The organism is Neobacillus ginsengisoli (genome assembly GCF_030813055.1).
Genome location: NZ_JAUSTW010000020.1, coordinates 1 through 17,114 on the forward strand (window position 1 = coordinate 1; position 17,114 = coordinate 17,114).

At 40.2% G+C, this 17,114-nt stretch carries 17 protein-coding genes, 1 tRNA gene, 2 rRNA genes, 1 other RNA gene and 1 other annotated feature; of the genes, 5 read left to right on the forward strand and 16 right to left on the reverse strand.

Going from position 1 to position 17,114, the window contains the following annotated elements; genetic code table 11:
* The 8 genes from J2S10_RS26975 to tadA form a co-directional block, all read right to left on the reverse strand.
* A 16S ribosomal RNA gene (locus J2S10_RS26975) occupies positions 1-59 on the reverse strand; the annotation flags it as partial.
* A 319-nt stretch (positions 60-378) separates the two neighbouring features.
* Positions 379-642 carry a pro-sigmaK processing inhibitor BofA family protein gene (locus J2S10_RS26980; protein WP_307414234.1) on the reverse strand — a complete coding sequence of 88 codons (264 nt, stop codon included), beginning with the start codon at positions 640-642 and terminating at the stop codon, positions 379-381.
* 84 nt (positions 643-726) lie between these two features.
* Positions 727-945, reverse strand: coding sequence for a YaaL family protein (locus J2S10_RS26985; RefSeq protein ID WP_307414236.1), 219 nt, complete (start codon positions 943-945; stop codon positions 727-729).
* An 18-nt stretch (positions 946-963) separates the two neighbouring features.
* The gene (gene recR, locus J2S10_RS26990) at positions 964-1,560 is read right to left on the reverse strand and encodes a recombination mediator RecR (protein WP_307414238.1); all 597 of its coding nucleotides are present in this window, start codon (positions 1,558-1,560) and stop codon (positions 964-966) included.
* Between the two features lie 12 nt (positions 1,561-1,572).
* Positions 1,573-1,893: a YbaB/EbfC family nucleoid-associated protein gene (locus J2S10_RS26995; protein WP_307414240.1), complete on the reverse strand. Its 321-nt coding sequence runs from the start codon at positions 1,891-1,893 to the stop codon at positions 1,573-1,575.
* A 19-nt stretch (positions 1,894-1,912) separates the two neighbouring features.
* Positions 1,913-3,598, reverse strand: a complete 1,686-nt coding sequence (dnaX, locus tag J2S10_RS27000) for a DNA polymerase III subunit gamma/tau (protein ID WP_307414242.1) — start codon at positions 3,596-3,598, stop codon at positions 1,913-1,915.
* Positions 3,599-3,740: 142 nt separating this feature from the next.
* An RNA gene (ffs, locus tag J2S10_RS27005) (signal recognition particle sRNA large type) lies at positions 3,741-4,006 on the reverse strand.
* 78 nt (positions 4,007-4,084) lie between these two features.
* Positions 4,085-4,615 (reverse strand): tRNA adenosine(34) deaminase TadA, encoded by a 531-nt coding sequence (gene tadA / locus J2S10_RS27010; RefSeq protein WP_307414244.1) that lies wholly within the window; start codon positions 4,613-4,615, stop codon positions 4,085-4,087.
* 73 nt (positions 4,616-4,688) lie between these two features.
* Between tadA and J2S10_RS27605 the strand changes: the two genes are divergently transcribed.
* From J2S10_RS27605 to J2S10_RS27030, 4 genes are all read left to right on the forward strand, one after another.
* Positions 4,689-4,901, forward strand: a complete 213-nt coding sequence (locus J2S10_RS27605) for a hypothetical protein (RefSeq protein ID WP_370876302.1) — start codon at positions 4,689-4,691, stop codon at positions 4,899-4,901.
* Positions 4,902-5,101: 200 nt separating this feature from the next.
* Entirely contained in the window at positions 5,102-6,391 is a 1,290-nt protein-coding gene (locus J2S10_RS27020) for a glycoside hydrolase family 18 protein (RefSeq protein ID WP_307414245.1), read from the forward strand.
* 203 nt (positions 6,392-6,594) lie between these two features.
* Positions 6,595-7,242 carry a deoxynucleoside kinase gene (locus tag J2S10_RS27025; RefSeq protein ID WP_307414247.1) on the forward strand — a complete coding sequence of 216 codons (648 nt, stop codon included), beginning with the start codon at positions 6,595-6,597 and terminating at the stop codon, positions 7,240-7,242.
* A gap of 10 nt (positions 7,243-7,252) precedes the next feature.
* Complete coding sequence (locus tag J2S10_RS27030; RefSeq protein ID WP_370876303.1) at positions 7,253-7,954, forward strand: deoxynucleoside kinase; 702 nt, start codon at positions 7,253-7,255, stop codon at positions 7,952-7,954.
* A 165-nt stretch (positions 7,955-8,119) separates the two neighbouring features.
* On the opposite strand, the gene J2S10_RS27035 is transcribed toward J2S10_RS27030, so the two are convergent.
* The 6 genes from J2S10_RS27035 to guaB form a co-directional block, all read right to left on the reverse strand.
* Positions 8,120-8,212: transfer RNA gene (locus tag J2S10_RS27035), tRNA-Ser, on the reverse strand.
* Between the two features lie 204 nt (positions 8,213-8,416).
* Positions 8,417-9,697: a serine--tRNA ligase gene (serS, locus tag J2S10_RS27040; protein WP_307414251.1), complete on the reverse strand. Its 1,281-nt coding sequence runs from the start codon at positions 9,695-9,697 to the stop codon at positions 8,417-8,419.
* Positions 9,698-9,895: 198 nt separating this feature from the next.
* Positions 9,896-10,117: a binding site (T-box leader), on the reverse strand.
* A 57-nt stretch (positions 10,118-10,174) separates the two neighbouring features.
* Entirely contained in the window at positions 10,175-10,762 is a 588-nt protein-coding gene (gene pdxT, locus J2S10_RS27045; protein ID WP_307414253.1) for a pyridoxal 5'-phosphate synthase glutaminase subunit PdxT, read from the reverse strand.
* A 71-nt stretch (positions 10,763-10,833) separates the two neighbouring features.
* A complete protein-coding gene (gene pdxS, locus J2S10_RS27050; RefSeq protein ID WP_307414255.1) occupies positions 10,834-11,715 on the reverse strand; it encodes a pyridoxal 5'-phosphate synthase lyase subunit PdxS in 882 nt (293 codons plus the stop codon).
* A gap of 174 nt (positions 11,716-11,889) precedes the next feature.
* Positions 11,890-13,257 (reverse strand): serine hydrolase, encoded by a 1,368-nt coding sequence (locus J2S10_RS27055; RefSeq protein ID WP_307414257.1) that lies wholly within the window; start codon positions 13,255-13,257, stop codon positions 11,890-11,892.
* A 210-nt stretch (positions 13,258-13,467) separates the two neighbouring features.
* Complete coding sequence (gene guaB / locus J2S10_RS27060) at positions 13,468-14,931, reverse strand: IMP dehydrogenase (RefSeq protein ID WP_307414258.1); 1,464 nt, start codon at positions 14,929-14,931, stop codon at positions 13,468-13,470.
* Positions 14,932-15,038: 107 nt separating this feature from the next.
* Here guaB and J2S10_RS27065 point away from each other — a divergent pair, with 107 nt between their 5' ends.
* Entirely contained in the window at positions 15,039-15,980 is a 942-nt protein-coding gene (locus J2S10_RS27065; protein ID WP_307414260.1) for a YaaC family protein, read from the forward strand.
* Between the two features lie 268 nt (positions 15,981-16,248).
* On the opposite strand, the gene J2S10_RS27070 is transcribed toward J2S10_RS27065, so the two are convergent.
* Both J2S10_RS27070 and rrf read right to left on the reverse strand, forming a co-directional pair.
* A complete protein-coding gene (locus J2S10_RS27070) occupies positions 16,249-16,662 on the reverse strand; it encodes a GtrA family protein (RefSeq protein ID WP_307414262.1) in 414 nt (137 codons plus the stop codon).
* A 375-nt stretch (positions 16,663-17,037) separates the two neighbouring features.
* Positions 17,038-17,114, reverse strand: a 5S ribosomal RNA gene (gene rrf / locus J2S10_RS27640); the annotation flags it as partial.

Below are 17,114 nucleotides of genomic sequence, written 5' to 3' on the forward strand. Positions count from 1 at the left end.
TGCATGTATTAGGCACGCCGCCAGCGTTCGTCCTGAGCCAGGATCAAACTCTCCAAGAAAGTTGATTAGCTCATAAAAGTTACGTTGGCAAAAGTAAATTTTCTTGCGAAATATTCACTGATAGTTATTGTTTGTTTGCACGATTTTGTTCGTTTAGTTTTCAAAGATCGATTTTACATTCGCTCAAAAGCGACTCTATTAATATAACATTTCCAGTTAATTTAGTCAACAACTTTTTGAAAATGTTTTTCTGCCGTTTCGCTGACGACTTTTAATATATTACAGCAATCTAACGAATCGGTCAATACATTAATATAAAATAATTTTATTTCATTTAATACCAAAAGGAAAACCGCTGTTACACAGCGGTTTTCGAGGTTAAATAATCCATTTTTGAATAGCTACTAACGCAAATAACCCCGGTATCCCTAAGAACCCGGATACAGCGGATGTGGCAAAATTAATAGGAACATGAATGCCGTACCGATTACCCGCAACATTTAGGAAAAATAGGAACAACGCTCCAATTAATAATTTAATAACAGCTTGGCCGACAAATTTCACGGATTTAAATGGACCACCTGTAAATAATAATAAAAGTATAAGCCCGCCTAAAATGGATATTACGATAATAGGTTCCAAAAAAGCTGTCCCCCTCCAAGTATTTTACTACTAACTTATGTACAAGTTTGTAAAAATAGACCATGGATGGGAACAGCTTTATGCTTATCTCTTTATCGTTATATTTCGCTGCTTTGCTTCTTTTAATAGAAAAAAGTATTTCACTTCGGCTATTTTTGTTTGGCAAATAACTTCTTCCGATGGGTCGAAACTCTTATCTAGTAGCAGTTTTTGCTGTTGCCAATCTGCCTTATATTCATTTAATTGGGTTAACATCTTTTCATCAAACTCTTTACGGAGCCTTCCTTTACGCCGAAAAAACATAGTTGATTCCCCCGGTATTTATAATTCTCTTCGGCCCTCTAACGCTTTTGATAAGGTAACTTCATCCGCATACTCAAGATCTCCGCCAACAGGCAGGCCATGGGCAATTCTTGTCGTTTTAATTCCTGATGGCTTTAACAGCCTTGAAATATACATAGCTGTTGCTTCACCTTCAATATTCGGATTCGTTGCTAAGATTACCTCCTGCACCGTTTCATCCTGCAGCCGCTTTAATAAATCGGGGATATTGATATCCTCCGGTCCAATTCCATCCATCGGAGAGATGGCCCCATGCAAAACATGATACAAACCATTGAACTCCTTCATTTTCTCCATAGCAATAACATCTTTCGGGTCTTGAACAACACAGATAATAGTCTTATCCCTTCGCACATCCTCACAAATGTAGCATGGGTCTTGATCCGTAATATGCCCGCATACCGAACAATAAGTAAGATTACGTTTTGCATTCACCAGCGCTTTAGCAAAATCAAGTACGGTGTCTTCTTTCATACTTAAGACAAAAAAAGCCAGACGTGCGGCCGTTTTCGGGCCGATACCCGGCAATTTCATAAAGCTGTCAATCAGCTTTGAGATCGGTTCAGGATAATGCATTTTTTTCCTCTCCTAAAAAGGAAGATTCATTCCTTTTGTAAATTGCCCCATTGTATTATTTGTTAGCTCTTCTACCTTTTTTAGGGCGTCATTAGTTGCGGCTAATACAAGATCTTGGAGCATTTCGACATCTTCCGGGTCCACCGCTTCAGGATTAATTTTCACTTCTACTACTTCCTTATGTCCTGTAACAATTACAGTAACCATTCCGCCGCCCGCCGTGCCTTCGATCTTTTGTTGACCTAATTCTTCTTGTGCTTTCGCCATTTCCTTTTGCATTTTTTGCATTTGCTTCATCATATTTTGCATATTTCCCATTCCGCCACGCATCATAATTTCTACCTCCAATTAATTAATCAATAATTTCTACAAATTCAGCACCAAACAGTTTTTTTGCCTCCGAAATATGCGGTTCTTCCTCTTGCTTATTTTCCCCGCTCGCTCCTTCATCAGCATGCTGCGTGCTTAAAAAGCTTTCTCTAATTGACATCCATTGTTCTTCCGGAACACCCAATAAAGAAAATCTTCTTCCTGTTAATTCATTTAATGCAGTTGTCATTGTTTCGATAAACCGGCTATTTTCCATAGCCATTTGACAATGAATTTCATGTTTGAATTTTACGATAAAGGCATTTGAAGATGCGGCCACCGGTTCAGCTTCATTTAGTAATGCCGCATGTGATTTCATTAACCTTGTCAGCATTTCTGCCCATTTACTCTTAATTTGATTTAAATCACTTTTCGTTGCTTGTTTTAAAACTTCATTTATTTTACCGACAGCCGGTTGGAAACCTTTCCTCGAAGTTCGTTGAGCAGGTTTTTGTGCAGGAGGGGCTGATTCCCGGTTTATTGTTACGCCGCCGGCCTTCAACTGCTGTAATTCAGTTTCCAGCTGATCAATTCTCGAAATCAATTGTAAGACTTGATCTGTCTGAGGTAGTTCCGTTTGCCTAACTTCCAATTGGCACAGTTTGACAATCGCGACCTCCAAAAAAATTCTCGGGTGGTTCGTCCAGCGCATTTCTTGCTGTGTTTTATTTAAAAGATCAATAAGCTGATATATCTGAGCAGTCTGTATCGATTCTGCCATACGAAGGAAATCATCATCGAGCATTACTCTTTCCAAGGATTCCTCAAGATTTGGCGCTGTTTTAAACAACAGCATATCCCGATAAAATAAAATCAAATCCTCAATGAAACGGGTTGGATCTTTACCGTGGAACAAAAGCTCCTCCAACGCTTCTAGTCCGTTTGCAACATCCTTCTCTTGGAAAGCATTTGCTAATTTGTTCAAAAAACCTTGTGATACAGAGCCTGTTACAGTAAGTGCATCCTCCAAGGTGACACGGTCCTGACTAAAGGATATCGCCTGATCTAATAAGCTTAAGGCATCACGCATACCGCCTTCCGCTGCTCTTGCAATCATTTGCAGCGCCCGTTCATCGCAAGCAACCCCTGTTTCCTCGACAATTAACTTCATTCGATTCACAATTGATTGGGCTGTTATGCGTCTGAAGTCGAAACGTTGGCATCTAGAGATAATCGTCAGCGGTATTTTATGGGGTTCTGTTGTGGCCAAAATAAAGATCACATGCTTCGGCGGTTCTTCTAACGTTTTTAACAAGGCATTAAAGGCGCTAATGGATAGCATATGCACTTCATCTATGATATAGACCTTGTATTTAACAGCTGTCGGGGCAAATTTGACCTTATCAAGGACATCACGCATTTCTTCGACACGTGAATTTGAGGCTGCATCAAATTCAAGAACATCGGGAATCGTTCCGTTTGTAATCCCGCGGCAGGCTCCGCATTCATTACAAGGCTCAGCTACAGGTGCACGCTCGCAATTGACTGCTTTCGCTAAAATCTTCGCCGCACTTGTTTTACCCGTCCCTCTTGGTCCGGAGAATAAATAGGCGTGAGAAATTTTCTCTTGAAGCAGGGCGTTTTGCAATGTTTTGGTTACATGTTCTTGTCCTACTACATCGAGAAATGTTTGCGGACGCCAAACACGATATAAAGCCTGATATGCCAAAAACACCGCCCCCTTCCGAATTTTCATCTAATTTATTATACTCTATCTAGTTTTATTTTTCCAAAACGAATTCAACAGAGTTCACAAAAAAACTCATCCCGTAATCGAGATGAGTTAATTTTATAGGCATATGTAATAACTGCCGTGCACCTTCCTTCGACTGACGCCCATAAGCGTTACTTAAGCAGTTAGCTCGGCCCAGGCAACCCTGCGGCACATGGGAGCGTCCACTTAATGCTGCTTCCTTCCGGACCTGACATGGTTCATGGATTCCCATTGCGCAGGACCAGAGCGTCAACACCACTTACTTAAGGCAGACCCTACAGGACATCAGCCTCAGAGAAGGGATTCAGTCTCGCTAGAGCGGATTGCGAGTACAGGGCACCGCTACCTCCCCACCTAGCACGGCAAAGTTGATACCAAATTTTCAATGCGTCGTATCTGACGCTTTTTTAGTATACAAACATTTAGAAAAAAAATCAATCTTTATTCCCTGTCAATTCCTGTAAGGAGATCCAATTGCATTTCTCTCGCTTGTTTTTTTTCTAACTTTCTTCTTTCTCTAAGCCCGCGAAAAAAGCTTGAGAGCATGCTGCCGCACTCATCTTCCAATACTCCCTTTGTAAGTTCACATTGATGGTTAAACCGCACATCCTGCAAAAGATTCATAAAGGTGCCCGCACATCCTCCCTTAGGGTCTGCTGCACCATAAACTACTCTTTTTACCCTTGATAGAATGATGGCACCCGAACACATCGGGCAAGGCTCCAATGTAACATAAAGGGTCGCATCCTCCAGACGCCACGAACCCCTAACCCGACAAGCCCTGTCGATAGCTAATAGTTCAGCGTGAGCAACAGCATTTTGCTGACTTTCCCGCAAGTTATGTGCCCGGGAAATAATTTTATCACCGATCACGATTACCGCTCCAATCGGTACCTCCTTTAATTCCTCCGCTCTTTTCGCTTCCTTTATCGCTTCTTTCATAAAATATTCGTCTTCAATCAAATCTGCCATCACGACGTTTCTCCTTTTAACAGGATAAAAATTACTTCCGCTCTCCAAAATAAAATAAGAAGGAGAGAAATAGATGAATGATATCCGTCCTGCCTTACTTATTATCGACATGATTAATAACTTTGATTTTTCCCATGGTCCCATTCTTGCCAAAAAGGCATTCAAAATTGCCCAACCCATTAAAGATTTAAAGGAAAGCTTCAATAAAAAAAAGTTATCGGTCATTTTCGTTAATGATCATTATAATTTATGGCAGGCTGACTTTGAAAAAATAATCAATTTATGAGGGAATATCAGCTTTTGGTTCCTGAAAATTGCATTGCCTCAGTAGATGACTTGGATAATTAGTATGCATTACTAATTATGAAAAATGTTTTAAAGGCAGGGATTGAGCCCAGCAGCCATGGAATTTACAATCATTATAACATTTATCCTCTACCTCCCTCATAAAATAGGTGTAGCGTAGGTCTACAGGGAGGGGATAGGATGCAAATTCATGTGGTTCGAAGTAATGAATCATTAGAGAGTATTGCAAGGGCATATCATACGACTGCTAAAGATATAACAGATGCAAACGAGTTACCGAATCCAAACAATCTTGTCACGGGACAATCAATTATCATTCCGATCATCGGCAGCTTTTATTTCGTTCAGCCGGGAGATAGCCTATGGACTATTTCACAAAAAGTAGGAGTACCGCCTCAGGAGCTTGCTTCGGTAAATCGAATTCCGGTTAATCAACATCTCCAAGTGGGATATCGGCTTTATATTCCAAGAACAAGAAAAAGAAATGCTGAATTTAACGGCTATGTAGAACCCCGCGGAACATCCGTTGCTCCTATTTTAGAAAACAGCGCCCGTGAGGCTGCTCCCTATCTAACGTATTTAGCACCTTTCGCTTTTCAAGCCCGCCGTGACGGCACACTAAAGGAACCGTTGTTGAATAATTTCCCCTCTATTGCAAAAGCGAATCAAAATGTTTTAATGATGGTTATTAACAATCAGGAGAATGATCAATTCAATGATGAATTAGGACGGATCTTACTTACTGATATCGCGATTCAAGATAAATTTTTAAACAGTATTGTTACGACAGCGAAAAAATATGGTTTCAGAGATATCCATTTTGATTTTGAATATTTACGCCCGGTTGATCGCGAGGCCTACAATAATTTTTTAAAAAAAGCAAAGGCAAGATTTAAAAATGAAGGCTGGCTGATGTCGACCGCACTGGCACCGAAAACAAGTGCGACGCAAAAAGGTAAATGGTATGAAGGACATGACTATAAGGCACACGGGGAAATCTCTGACTTTGTGGTCATCATGACTTATGAATGGGGCTATAGCGGCGGCCCTGCGATGGCGGTATCACCGATTGATCAGGTCCGAAGAGTTTTAGATTATGCGGTAACGGCTATGCCTTCTACTAAAATCCTAATGGGGCAAAACCTATATGGATATGATTGGACCCTGCCGTTTGTTCAGGGAACGGTAGCAAAGGCGGTCAGTCCGCAACAGGCGATCCAGCTTGCAGCTAATCATAAGGTACCTATTCTATATGATACAAAAGCACAGGCGCCTCATTTCAATTATACAGATTCGAGCGGGAAGCAGCATGAGGTGTGGTTTGAAGATGCCCGTTCAATCCAAGCCAAGTTTAACTTAATCAAAGAATTAAATATAAGAGGAATGAGCTACTGGAAGCTAGGGTTATCTTTCCCGCAGAACTGGTTATTAATCGAGGAAAACTTCAATGTCACAAAAAGACCCTCTTAAATTTTTCCAACCAAAAACTGCCGACATTCGGCAGTTTCTTTATATATTCGACATAAATCTACTTACTTCAAAATATTCCATATCCCTTCCTGTGACAGATTATGATAAAATATTCTTTGTGTCATTTAGACTAGAGGAAATTATTCAGGTGAATCCGGTTAAGCATAGAAAGAGCAGGCAGTTGGTGAAGGAGGAGCAGCAACATGGGGGATACACCCTTTATTACCGTTGAAGGGCCGATTGGCGTAGGTAAGACATCTCTCGCAAAAGCCATTTCAGACCAATTTAATTTTGCTTTATTAAAAGAGATTGTCGATGAAAATCCATTTTTAGGAAAGTTTTATGAAAATATCGAGGAATGGAGCTTCCAAACGGAAATGTTCTTTCTCTGCAATCGCTATAAGCAATTAGGGGATATCAATACCCATTATTTAAGCAAAAATCAATCGGTGGTAGCCGACTACCATATTTTTAAAAACCTGATTTTTGCCCAAAGAACATTAAATACAGATGAGTACCAAAAGTATTATAAGATTTATCAAATTCTTACTGAAGATATGCCGAAGCCTAATGTCATTATATATTTAAATGCAAGTCTGGACACGCTTTTAAAGCGGATTAAAATAAGAGGGCGTGAAGTAGAGAAAAATATCAGCCCTTTATATTTAGAACAGCTATCCATAGATTACGAAGCGGCCATAACGAGCTTTGAAAAGATGCATCCTGAAATACCCGTTCTACGTTTTAGCGGCGATGAGTTGGATTTTGTAAAGAGCGAACAGGATTTAAACCATATTTTTGAAAAGCTTTCATTATCGTTAAAAACAAATAGCTGGACTAATACAATTTAAGATCAGGGGGATGTTCGTGAGTATCGTTATTGGTGGAATGATTGGACTTGGGAAAACAAGTGTTGCTGACACGTTGAATGCACACTTTCAAAATAGAGGAATTAAGAGTAAGGTTTTTTATGAAGCGGTGGATGACAATCCGATTCTCCCGCTCTACTATGAATTGACTCCTGAAGAGTTAGACTCAAAGAGAATTCCCTTTCTCCTGCAATTATTTTTCTTAAATAAACGGTTTAAAACCGTTAAAGAATGTCTTAACTGGCAAGAGCCGATTTACACGATTCAAGACCGTTCGATTTATGAAGATTGGTATTTTGCCTATGTGAATAAAAACTTAGGCAGAATTTCAGACCTCGAATTCAAAATATATGAAGAGCTTGTTGAAAATATGATGGAAGAGTTAAATGAACTTCCAAAAAAAGCGCCGGATTTAATGGTTTACTTAAAAGGTTCCTTCGATACGGTAATTGACCGCATTATGGCCCGCGGCCGAAGCTTTGAAATTAACCCTGAACTGAAAGAGTATTACTTTGAAGTATGGAAGGGTTATGATGAGTGGGTAATTAATCAATACGCTGCAAGCGAAGTGCTTATTATTGATATGGATACGACAGATGTTGTCAAAAGCACTGAGGATGCTTTAAGGATTTGCCGCGATGTTGAAGAGAAATTAAATGAAATCCTAAATAGAACAAAAGCACACATAGGCTAAATGCCTTGTGTGCTTTTGTTTATTAGAAAAGCGGAGGCGTCCGTTTAGCGAAGTACACTAGTCGCTGGACGCTGGAGCTAGACAATTATAAAAAAAATTCGTTACAATTGCTTGCAACGAATTTTATCTCCAGTTTTTATGCGCGATAGTCAATAATAATAGTTATGGCGGAGGAAGAGGGATTCGAACCCCCGCGCGGTTTAACCCGCCTGTCGGTTTTCAAGACCGATCCCTTCAGCCGGACTTGGGTATTCCTCCGTATCGACAAAAAATAATTTATCATATTCCTAATTAATTGTCAATAGCAAAATGTGAATTATTCCGGACAGAAAGAAAAGCGCAAGCGCCCCGTTTAGCGAAGCACACTAGTCGCTGGGCTGCTTGCGCTAGACAATTCTCAAAGCCAAAATTTATGCTTTCTTATCTTCCCAGAGAATCCGTCCGGAATAATGACAAGCAATCTTAGTTAGGCTTTATTACCTCACGATTACCCATATATGGACGTAATACAGTTGGAATGACCACACTGCCATCCTCTTGCTGATAATTTTCCAAAATAGCGGCAACCGTCCTTCCAATTGCAAGACCTGAACCATTTAAGGTGTGAACATGTTCCGGCTTTGCCTTTGGATCACGGCGGAACCGAATGTTAGCACGACGGGCCTGGAAAGCCTCAAAGTTACTGCATGAAGAAATCTCACGGTACGTTTCGTAACTTGGGATCCATACTTCAATGTCGTATTTTTTGGCGGCTGTAAAGCCAAGGTCACCGGTACACATGCTTAACACACGGTATGGCAGCTCCAGCAATTGCAGAACTCTTTCTGCATCATTAGTCAGTTTCTCCAATTCTTCATATGAATCTTCCGGCTTTACAAACTTTACGAGCTCGACCTTATTGAATTGGTGCTGACGAATTAATCCCCTAGTGTCCCTTCCGGCAGAGCCTGCCTCTGAGCGGAAGCACGCGCTGTACGCCGCAAAGCGGATAGGCAACTGCTCTCCGTTTAAGATTTCATCCCGGTGAAGATTTGTAACAGGTACCTCAGCGGTTGGAATTAAGAAATAGTCTTCGTTTTCAATTAAAAAGGCGTCTTCTGCAAATTTCGGTAACTGCCCGGTTCCCGTCATGCTCGCACGGTTTACTAAATAAGGCGGCAAGATTTCCGTGTAGCCATGCTCATCAACATGGAGATCAAGCATAAAGCTGATTAATGCACGCTCCAGGCGGGCTCCAAGGCCTTTGTAAAATACAAAACGGCTTCCTGTAACCTTGCCCGCACGTTCAAAATCAAGAATGCCTAATTGGTCGGCAATATCCCAATGAGGCTTTGCTTCGAACTCAAACTGACGAACCTGCCCCCATTTTCTAATTTCAACATTATCATCCTCGGTTTCGCCAATCGGAACGCTTTCATGAGGGATATTAGGAATGCTCAATAACAATAGCTCAAGTGTCTCCTCCACTCCCCGCAGTTCATCATCCAATGATTTAATTCGGTCGCCAACCTCACGCATTTCCCGGATTAAATGGTCCGCATCCTGTTTTTCCCGTTTTAATGTTGCTACTTGCTGGGAAACTTCGTTTCGCCTGCTTTTCAATTGTTCAGATTCTACAATTAATTCGCGTCTTTTTTGGTCAAGATCTTCAAACCGGCCAAGATCGGTTAAATCCTCACCGCGATGCTGCAGTTTCTCCTTCACTTCAGCAAAATTAGCTCTTAAGTTTTTTAAATCAAGCATAATTCTACACTCCTTTAACTTTGATAACTATCTAGCTCCAGCACCCAGCGACTAGTGGACTTCCCTCTCCTCCCTACGATAAGTCAACATCGAATCGCTCCGCTCTTCGTGTTTCCTTTATCTCAGTCTGAGCGGTCCAGCCCATACGTCGCTAAACGGGTGCTTCCGCTTTAAAATACAAAAAACTCCCGCCCCTAAAACAGGGACGGGAGTTACCCGCGTTACCACCCTGGTTAACAGCCAAAAACTGTTCACCTTGAAAAAATTTAACGGTTTCTACCGAAAGTACTTACTTACCCATTATAGGCGTTCCATACCTTACTCGAGGAGGGATTCACAAGCTTCATCCACCGATTTACACCAGCCATCGGCTCTCTAGAGAATGAGGTTCCTATTACTATTTCCTCTCATTGCTTTAACATTATAAGAATTTGGTATATTTTAATGTACTATAATTATTAGCCATTTGCAACCAAATTATACTAGTTGTTTTGCTTTTGCTTCCTTCACCATTTCAACGAAGTAAGCCGTAAGGCGATGATTATCTGTCAGTTCCGGATGGAAGGAACAGCCAAGAAATTGTCCTTCACGCGCGGCGACAATGCGGTCATTATGCTTTGAAAGAATTTCAACCTCCGGACCTGCCTCCACGATGTGCGGCGCCCGAATAAACACTGCCGGGAAACTTCCAGCTACATCCTTGATGTCGAGGTCGGCCTCAAAGCTATCTACTTGGCGGCCAAAAGAGTTGCGTTCAACCGTAATGTCCATGACGCCAATATGCGGATCATGACCGATAATGTTTTTTGCCAGTAAAATCAAACCTGCACATGTGCCAAACATCGGTTTTCCTTCCTGCGCGAATTCCTTCAATGCACCCATAAAATCATATTTATCAATCAAGCGGCGCATCGCCGTGCTTTCTCCGCCGGGAAGGATTAAGCCGTCTACCTCTTTTAATTCTTCTATTCTTTTTATGGCTATGGCTTCGACGCCACATTCTTCAACCGATTTTATGTGTTCACGAACAGCGCCTTGCAAGGCAAGTACCCCTATTTTCACCATAAAAAATTACTCCTTTGTTACTTATCAGTTTTATCTTGAACGTTGCTAAACGGGCTCTTCCGCTTTTCGTTTTACCAGCCGCGTTCCTGCATCCGTGCTTCAGGTGCGAGTGATGAAATTTCAATGCCCTTCATTGGCGTTCCAAGATCCTTTGAAAGCTCAGCAATCAATTTGTAGTCTTGGTAATGAGTAGTTGCTTCAACAATCGCTCTTGCAAATTTGGCAGGATTTTCGGATTTGAAAATACCGGAGCCAACAAATACTCCGTCCGCTCCCAATTGCATCATTAGAGCCGCATCAGCAGGCGTTGCTACACCACCGGCTGCAAAGTTAACTACCGGAAGGCGACCGAGACGTTTAATTTCAAGAAGCAATTCAAATGGTGCACCCAAAAGCTTAGCTTCTGTCATAAGCTCATCTTCGTTCATTCCTACTACTTTACGCACTTGAGCATTAACCTTACGGATGTGGCGAACTGCTTCCACGATGTTTCCAGTCCCGGGTTCACCCTTAGTACGAAGCATGGAAGCTCCTTCACCGATCCTGCGGGCAGCCTCACCAAGATCGCGGCAACCGCATACAAACGGTACAGTATATTCTTTTTTATATAAATGGAATTCTTCATCTGCAGGTGTTAAAACTTCACTTTCGTCAATATAGTCAACACCCATAGCTTCAAGGATACGAGCCTCAACAATATGACCGATTCTTGCTTTGGCCATAACAGGGATTGTAACTGCGCCTAATACTTCCTCAACAATTCGCGGATCGGCCATTCTTGCAACACCGCCGGCTGCACGAATATCTGAAGGTACACGTTCTAAGGCCATTACTGCAACTGCTCCTGCTTCCTCAGCGATTTTAGCCTGTTCCGCATTAACAACGTCCATGATGACGCCACCCTTTTGCATTTCTGCCATTCCCCGTTTAACACGATCTGTTCCAGTTATCATTCTAAATCCCCCTCGAGTTGTATTTTGTGAATTTTTAGATAAATCTTATTTTAAAATAGGATTTTAATTCTTCCCTATAGAAACATATCAACAAAAAAGGATTCCTGTCAAGACAAGAATCCTCTTTGTAAAAATTTTCTTATGTTTTTTTTAACTTCCCCTTAAGAAAATTTCTTATTTAAACCACCCTTTAACAGTAGTGGAAATTCCATGGAACATGCCTCCGAAGAAGCCGCCGATTCCTCTCATCGATAAAACAAACCAGTTTGCTTTTTCAACATCCTGAGCTGCCACAACAGGTACCTGTGCCTTTTTCTGGCCTTCAGCGGTTAAGTAACTAATTTTACCGCCATTTTTCGGTTTAACTGTTAAGTACCCAACAATGTCACCTTTTTTTATCGGAGCTATAAGTTCACCGTTTTGATTTACCTTTGATTTATCCAACACTAGAACGGGCTGATAACTTTTCTTATCTCCATTTGGAATCACCATATTAAGAGCTGATTGCGTATAAATCTCTACTTGATTTTCTTTCCCTTTGATTACCTTAACTGTTTTCTGTCCCTTTACCTGATAATGTTTAGGTACAATTTCTTCTTTCGAATAGTTGCTGAACGCATAATCCAGCATTTTTCGCGTTTCGCCAAAGCGTGCTGAATACCCGCCTTTACCTGAGGCATCTGTTGCATTTTGAACAACGGTTATAAATCTTTTCCCATCACGCATTGCTGTACCGGTAAAACAGTAGCCTGCAAAGTCGGTGGTACCTGTTTTTAGTCCGTCCATGCCTTGATAGCCATAAACCAGAGTAGGCAGCATCCAGTTCCAGTTATCCATCTTAATTTGATCAGTCGTACCTTGTCTGAACATCATTGTAGGTGTGCTGGCTGTTTTTAAAACATCCGGGAAATCATTAATTAAGTGAAAAGCTAAGGTCGCGACTGAACGGGATGACATTACATTCTCATCCGTAGCACCTCCTGAAGGCTGCTCACCCTTATAATCACTATTATTTAATCCTGAAGAGTTAACAAACTTGAAATTTTTCAACCCTAGTTTGTTCCCCATACTGTTCATCATTTTTACAAAGTTTGTCTCGGAACCGCCAATCACTTCTGCCAGTGCAATCGTTGCACCATTTGCAGAGTATATAGCCATCGCTTGATATAACTCTTTAACTTTATATTTACCGTCACGGCGTAAAGGGACATTAGATAGATTACGGTTTTGGGAAATTTTATAAACTAAATCATCAACCGAGAACTCTTGATCCCATTTTACCTTGCCCTGTTTAATCGCATCGAGCAAAATGTATTCTGTCATCATTTTTGACATACTTGCAATTCCAAGCGGACTATCCGCATTTTTTTCATATAAAACCTGACCGGTTTCACCATCAACCAAAATCGCACCACTGGCATTTACATTTAATGCAGCTGTTTCTGTTTCTGCTTCAGCTTTATTCAAGCCTGCAAAAAGGCTAAAAAACATAATCATTGCCAATGCACCGGCAATATATTTCTGATATAAATATTTATTCACTCTATACGCCCTCCAACGAATTAATACACCTTGGTTATTTTAACATAACTCTATAGCAAAGCATAGCTAGAGCAATGTCCTATCTTCTTTCCATATCCGTCATAAATTCCATATTACTTAGGACTTTTTCAGTAAAAATAAAATCGGGACATTGCCTCTTTTCCGCAAAAAAAACAGAGAAGTGTCGATACACCTTCTCTGTTTTTTTTATTATAATGAGTAATTTGGTGCTTCTTTTGTTATTTGGACATCGTGCGGGTGACTTTCCCTTAATCCGGCACCTGTCATTTTAATAAATTGGGCATTATTTCTTAATTCATCCAGGTCCTTTGTGCCGCAATAGCCCATTCCCGAGCGCAAGCCGCCAATTAATTGATATATGGTCTCCGCTAATGGCCCTTTATATGGGAGACGGCCTTCGATACCCTCCGGTACGAATTTTTTATTGTCTTCTTGAAAATATCGGTCTTTTGACCCCTTTTCCATTGCGGCAACAGAACCCATGCCGCGATAGACCTTAAAGCGGCGTCCTTGGAAAATTTCAGTCTCGCCCGGGCTTTCAGAAACGCCTGCAAGCAAACTTCCAAGCATAACTGCGTGTCCGCCTGCAGCAAGTGCTTTTACGATATCTCCGGAGTATTTAATACCGCCATCTGCAATAATCGTCTTCCCATGCTTCATAGCTTCACCGGCACAATCATAGACGGCAGTAATTTGCGGAACACCGACACCCGCAACGACTCTGGTGGTACAAATGGAGCCTGGCCCTATACCGACCTTAACAATGTCCGCTCCCGCTTTAATTAAATCTTTTGTCGCTTCGGCAGTCGCAACATTTCCGGCAATAATCGTTAAATCCGGATAAGCATTTCTAATTTCCTTAACTGTATCAAGAACACCTTTAGAATGGCCATGTGCGGTGTCGACAACAATTACATCTACGTTAGCCTTCACAAGTTTGTCTACACGGTTCATGGTGTCTTTGGTTACTCCTACAGCAGCACCTGCTAACAGACGGCCTTGTTTATCTTTCGCAGAGTTTGGAAATTCAATTACCTTTTCGATATCTTTTATCGTGATAAGGCCCTTTAATACTCCTTGATCACTTACAAGCGGCAGTTTTTCAATTTTATACTTTTGCAGAATTTTTTCTGCCTCTTTCAACGTGGTTCCCACCGGAGCAGTTACGAGATTTTCCCGGGTCATCACATCGGAAATTTTAAACGAATAATCCTGGATAAAACGAAGATCCCGGTTCGTAATAATCCCGACAAGCTTTTGCTCCTCAACATTATTGACAATAGGTACGCCTGAAATCCGATATTTCCCCATTAAATGTTCAGCGTCATAGACTTGATGTTCCGGTGTAAGGAAAAAAGGATCCGTAATAACACCGCTTTCTGATCTCTTTACCTTTTCGACCTGTTCTGCCTGTTGTTCAATGGTCATGTTTTTATGAATGATTCCTAATCCGCCTTGACGTGCCATAGCAATGGCCATTTCTGATTCGGTAACGGTGTCCATACCTGCGCTAATAAGCGGTATATTCAACTTTACATTTGCTGACAAATCAATTTGAAGATTGACATCACGCGGAAGGACTTCCGACTTACCTGGAATTAATAATACATCATCAAAGGTTAAACCTTCTTTTGCAAATTTACTTTCCCACATTTTATGGCCTCCACGACAAAAAATTTTTATTTGTAGGTTATCAATTGGACAAAATACTGTCAAGGAATAAGTATTTAATTAATTTTTCTGAAAAAGGAGTTTTTACTTTGAGCGTGCCATTTAACGGATGGAAAAGTTACGCCTGTTTTTTTTCTGCAGAATATTGTCAAGCTTATTTAAAGAATAGCTATCATAAATCCAATCTTGATAACCCGGAACAAAAAAGTTACGAAAATTGCTACCCCTTTCTTTATTATTTAGAACATGGGCAAATTTATTATCAGCAGGCAGAAAAGGCACCGCTCATCTTAAAACCAATCCTGCTTTTTTACGGCCTTGTCCATCTAATTAAAGCTTGTATACTCACGATTGATCCATCCTATCCGGAAACAACATCCGTATTAGCACATGGTGTTTCAACAAGAAAAAGGAAAAAGCAAAACTACCAATTCTTCCAGGATGAGGTTAAATTTCAAAAAAACGGGTTATATCCCTTTATGTCAGAAAAAATGTTTCACATGAAACAAATGGAAGGGGAAAAAGCAACCATGGAAGAATTGCTTCAGCAAATTCCCGAATTAGATGAGTTATTTTATTTACTGGAGGGTAAGAGGACTTTTATAAAAGTACATTCTCAGGAAAAACAATTTATGATACCGGACAGCATTTTAGACCACTATCATATGACGGAAAATCGCTTTAAAGAGTTCTTTGCGTCAAAATTTGAAAAACCAATTGAATTTTCTAACGACGGCCTTATTTTTACAATGGAGGAAAATTCTCATAAAGTGTTGTCACCTTTAAAATATAACTTGGACAGTGGCTTTTTTGCCCTACCAATGAAAAAAAATGACTCTCTTCAATTACCGGAGCTGCTTATTCATTATTTACTTCTTTATAATTTAAGTATGATTGCCCGATATGAAACCGAATGGTGGAGTGAATTATCAAAAATGATGCCTAACAAGGATTACCCGTTTATACAATCCTTTTTAAATATTACATTACAAAAAGGGCCGTATTTAATTTACCAATTTCTTTTAAGGTAAACGCAAAACCAGTCGCTGGAGAGCAACTGGTTTATTTATGGGGGGAAATGCAAATCGCCAGCAAAATCAATAGGTAAATTCGTAAGTTTTTTTTCCCTTGGTCACTGGACAATTCACACCTGAAGGCTTTGGCGACCGAAATTGGATTGAAAAAAAGTTTGGGTCACCAACGCCTAATTCGCGCTAAAGATCATAAGAAATTCACAAACCCTCCGTTTATTAGATCAGCGCCTTGTGCAGTCGATTATCGGAAATAATGATCTAATTTTTACTTCTTAAACGTCCAGAATTTATTTAAAGAATAGTTATAGATGACATTAAAACACGTTACGATAAACTGTCCCAGTAATTCTGAGAATTTAAAATAATCAACAAGAATATATAATAAGGCTAAATTTATTAGCATAGAAGATAAGTACACACCCAAAAACTTTAACCCTTGAATTAAGTTTGGCTTATCTTTAAAAACAAATGATGAGCTGAATATATAGCCATTTAATAATCCCGCTAAATACGACAATGTACTTGCAATTAAATAATTCATATTAAGTTTTAGTAGCAAGGCATACACAACGAACGAAATAGCCGTATTTGTTGCTCCAACAATACAAAATTTAATAAACTGCCCATATTTTTCGATGGACAGCTTTAATTTATTCATTATGGAATCCCACTCTCTCATCGGGAATAAAAATCGCCCGCTGTCTTGCCCTGGCCTTATTCCTCCATAAATACTCAGAGATGATCCTCAACATAATTATCCTTCTCCTTTATAATTCATTTTGTAAGATTTCATGTTTCAACGTTTTATATCATTTTTGCAAAAAATTTCAAATATAGTCAAAAAATGTAGGAAATAAAAAATTAGATAAATATGAACAGCTAATTAAATAGTTTATCTATCCTTATTTGGGATAAATTTTTATACCGAATTATTATACATTAAATTCTTCAAAAAAGTTCTTTTTCGACAATGCTTCACATTTTCAGATAAGTCGTGAATAGTTTACTTCTCTAAAAAAAAAAGACAACCCATATTAGGTTGTCTTTCATCTTTGCCTGGCAACGTCCTACTCTCACAGGGACTCGCGTCCCAACTACCATCGGCGCTGAGAAGCTTAACTTCCGTGTTCG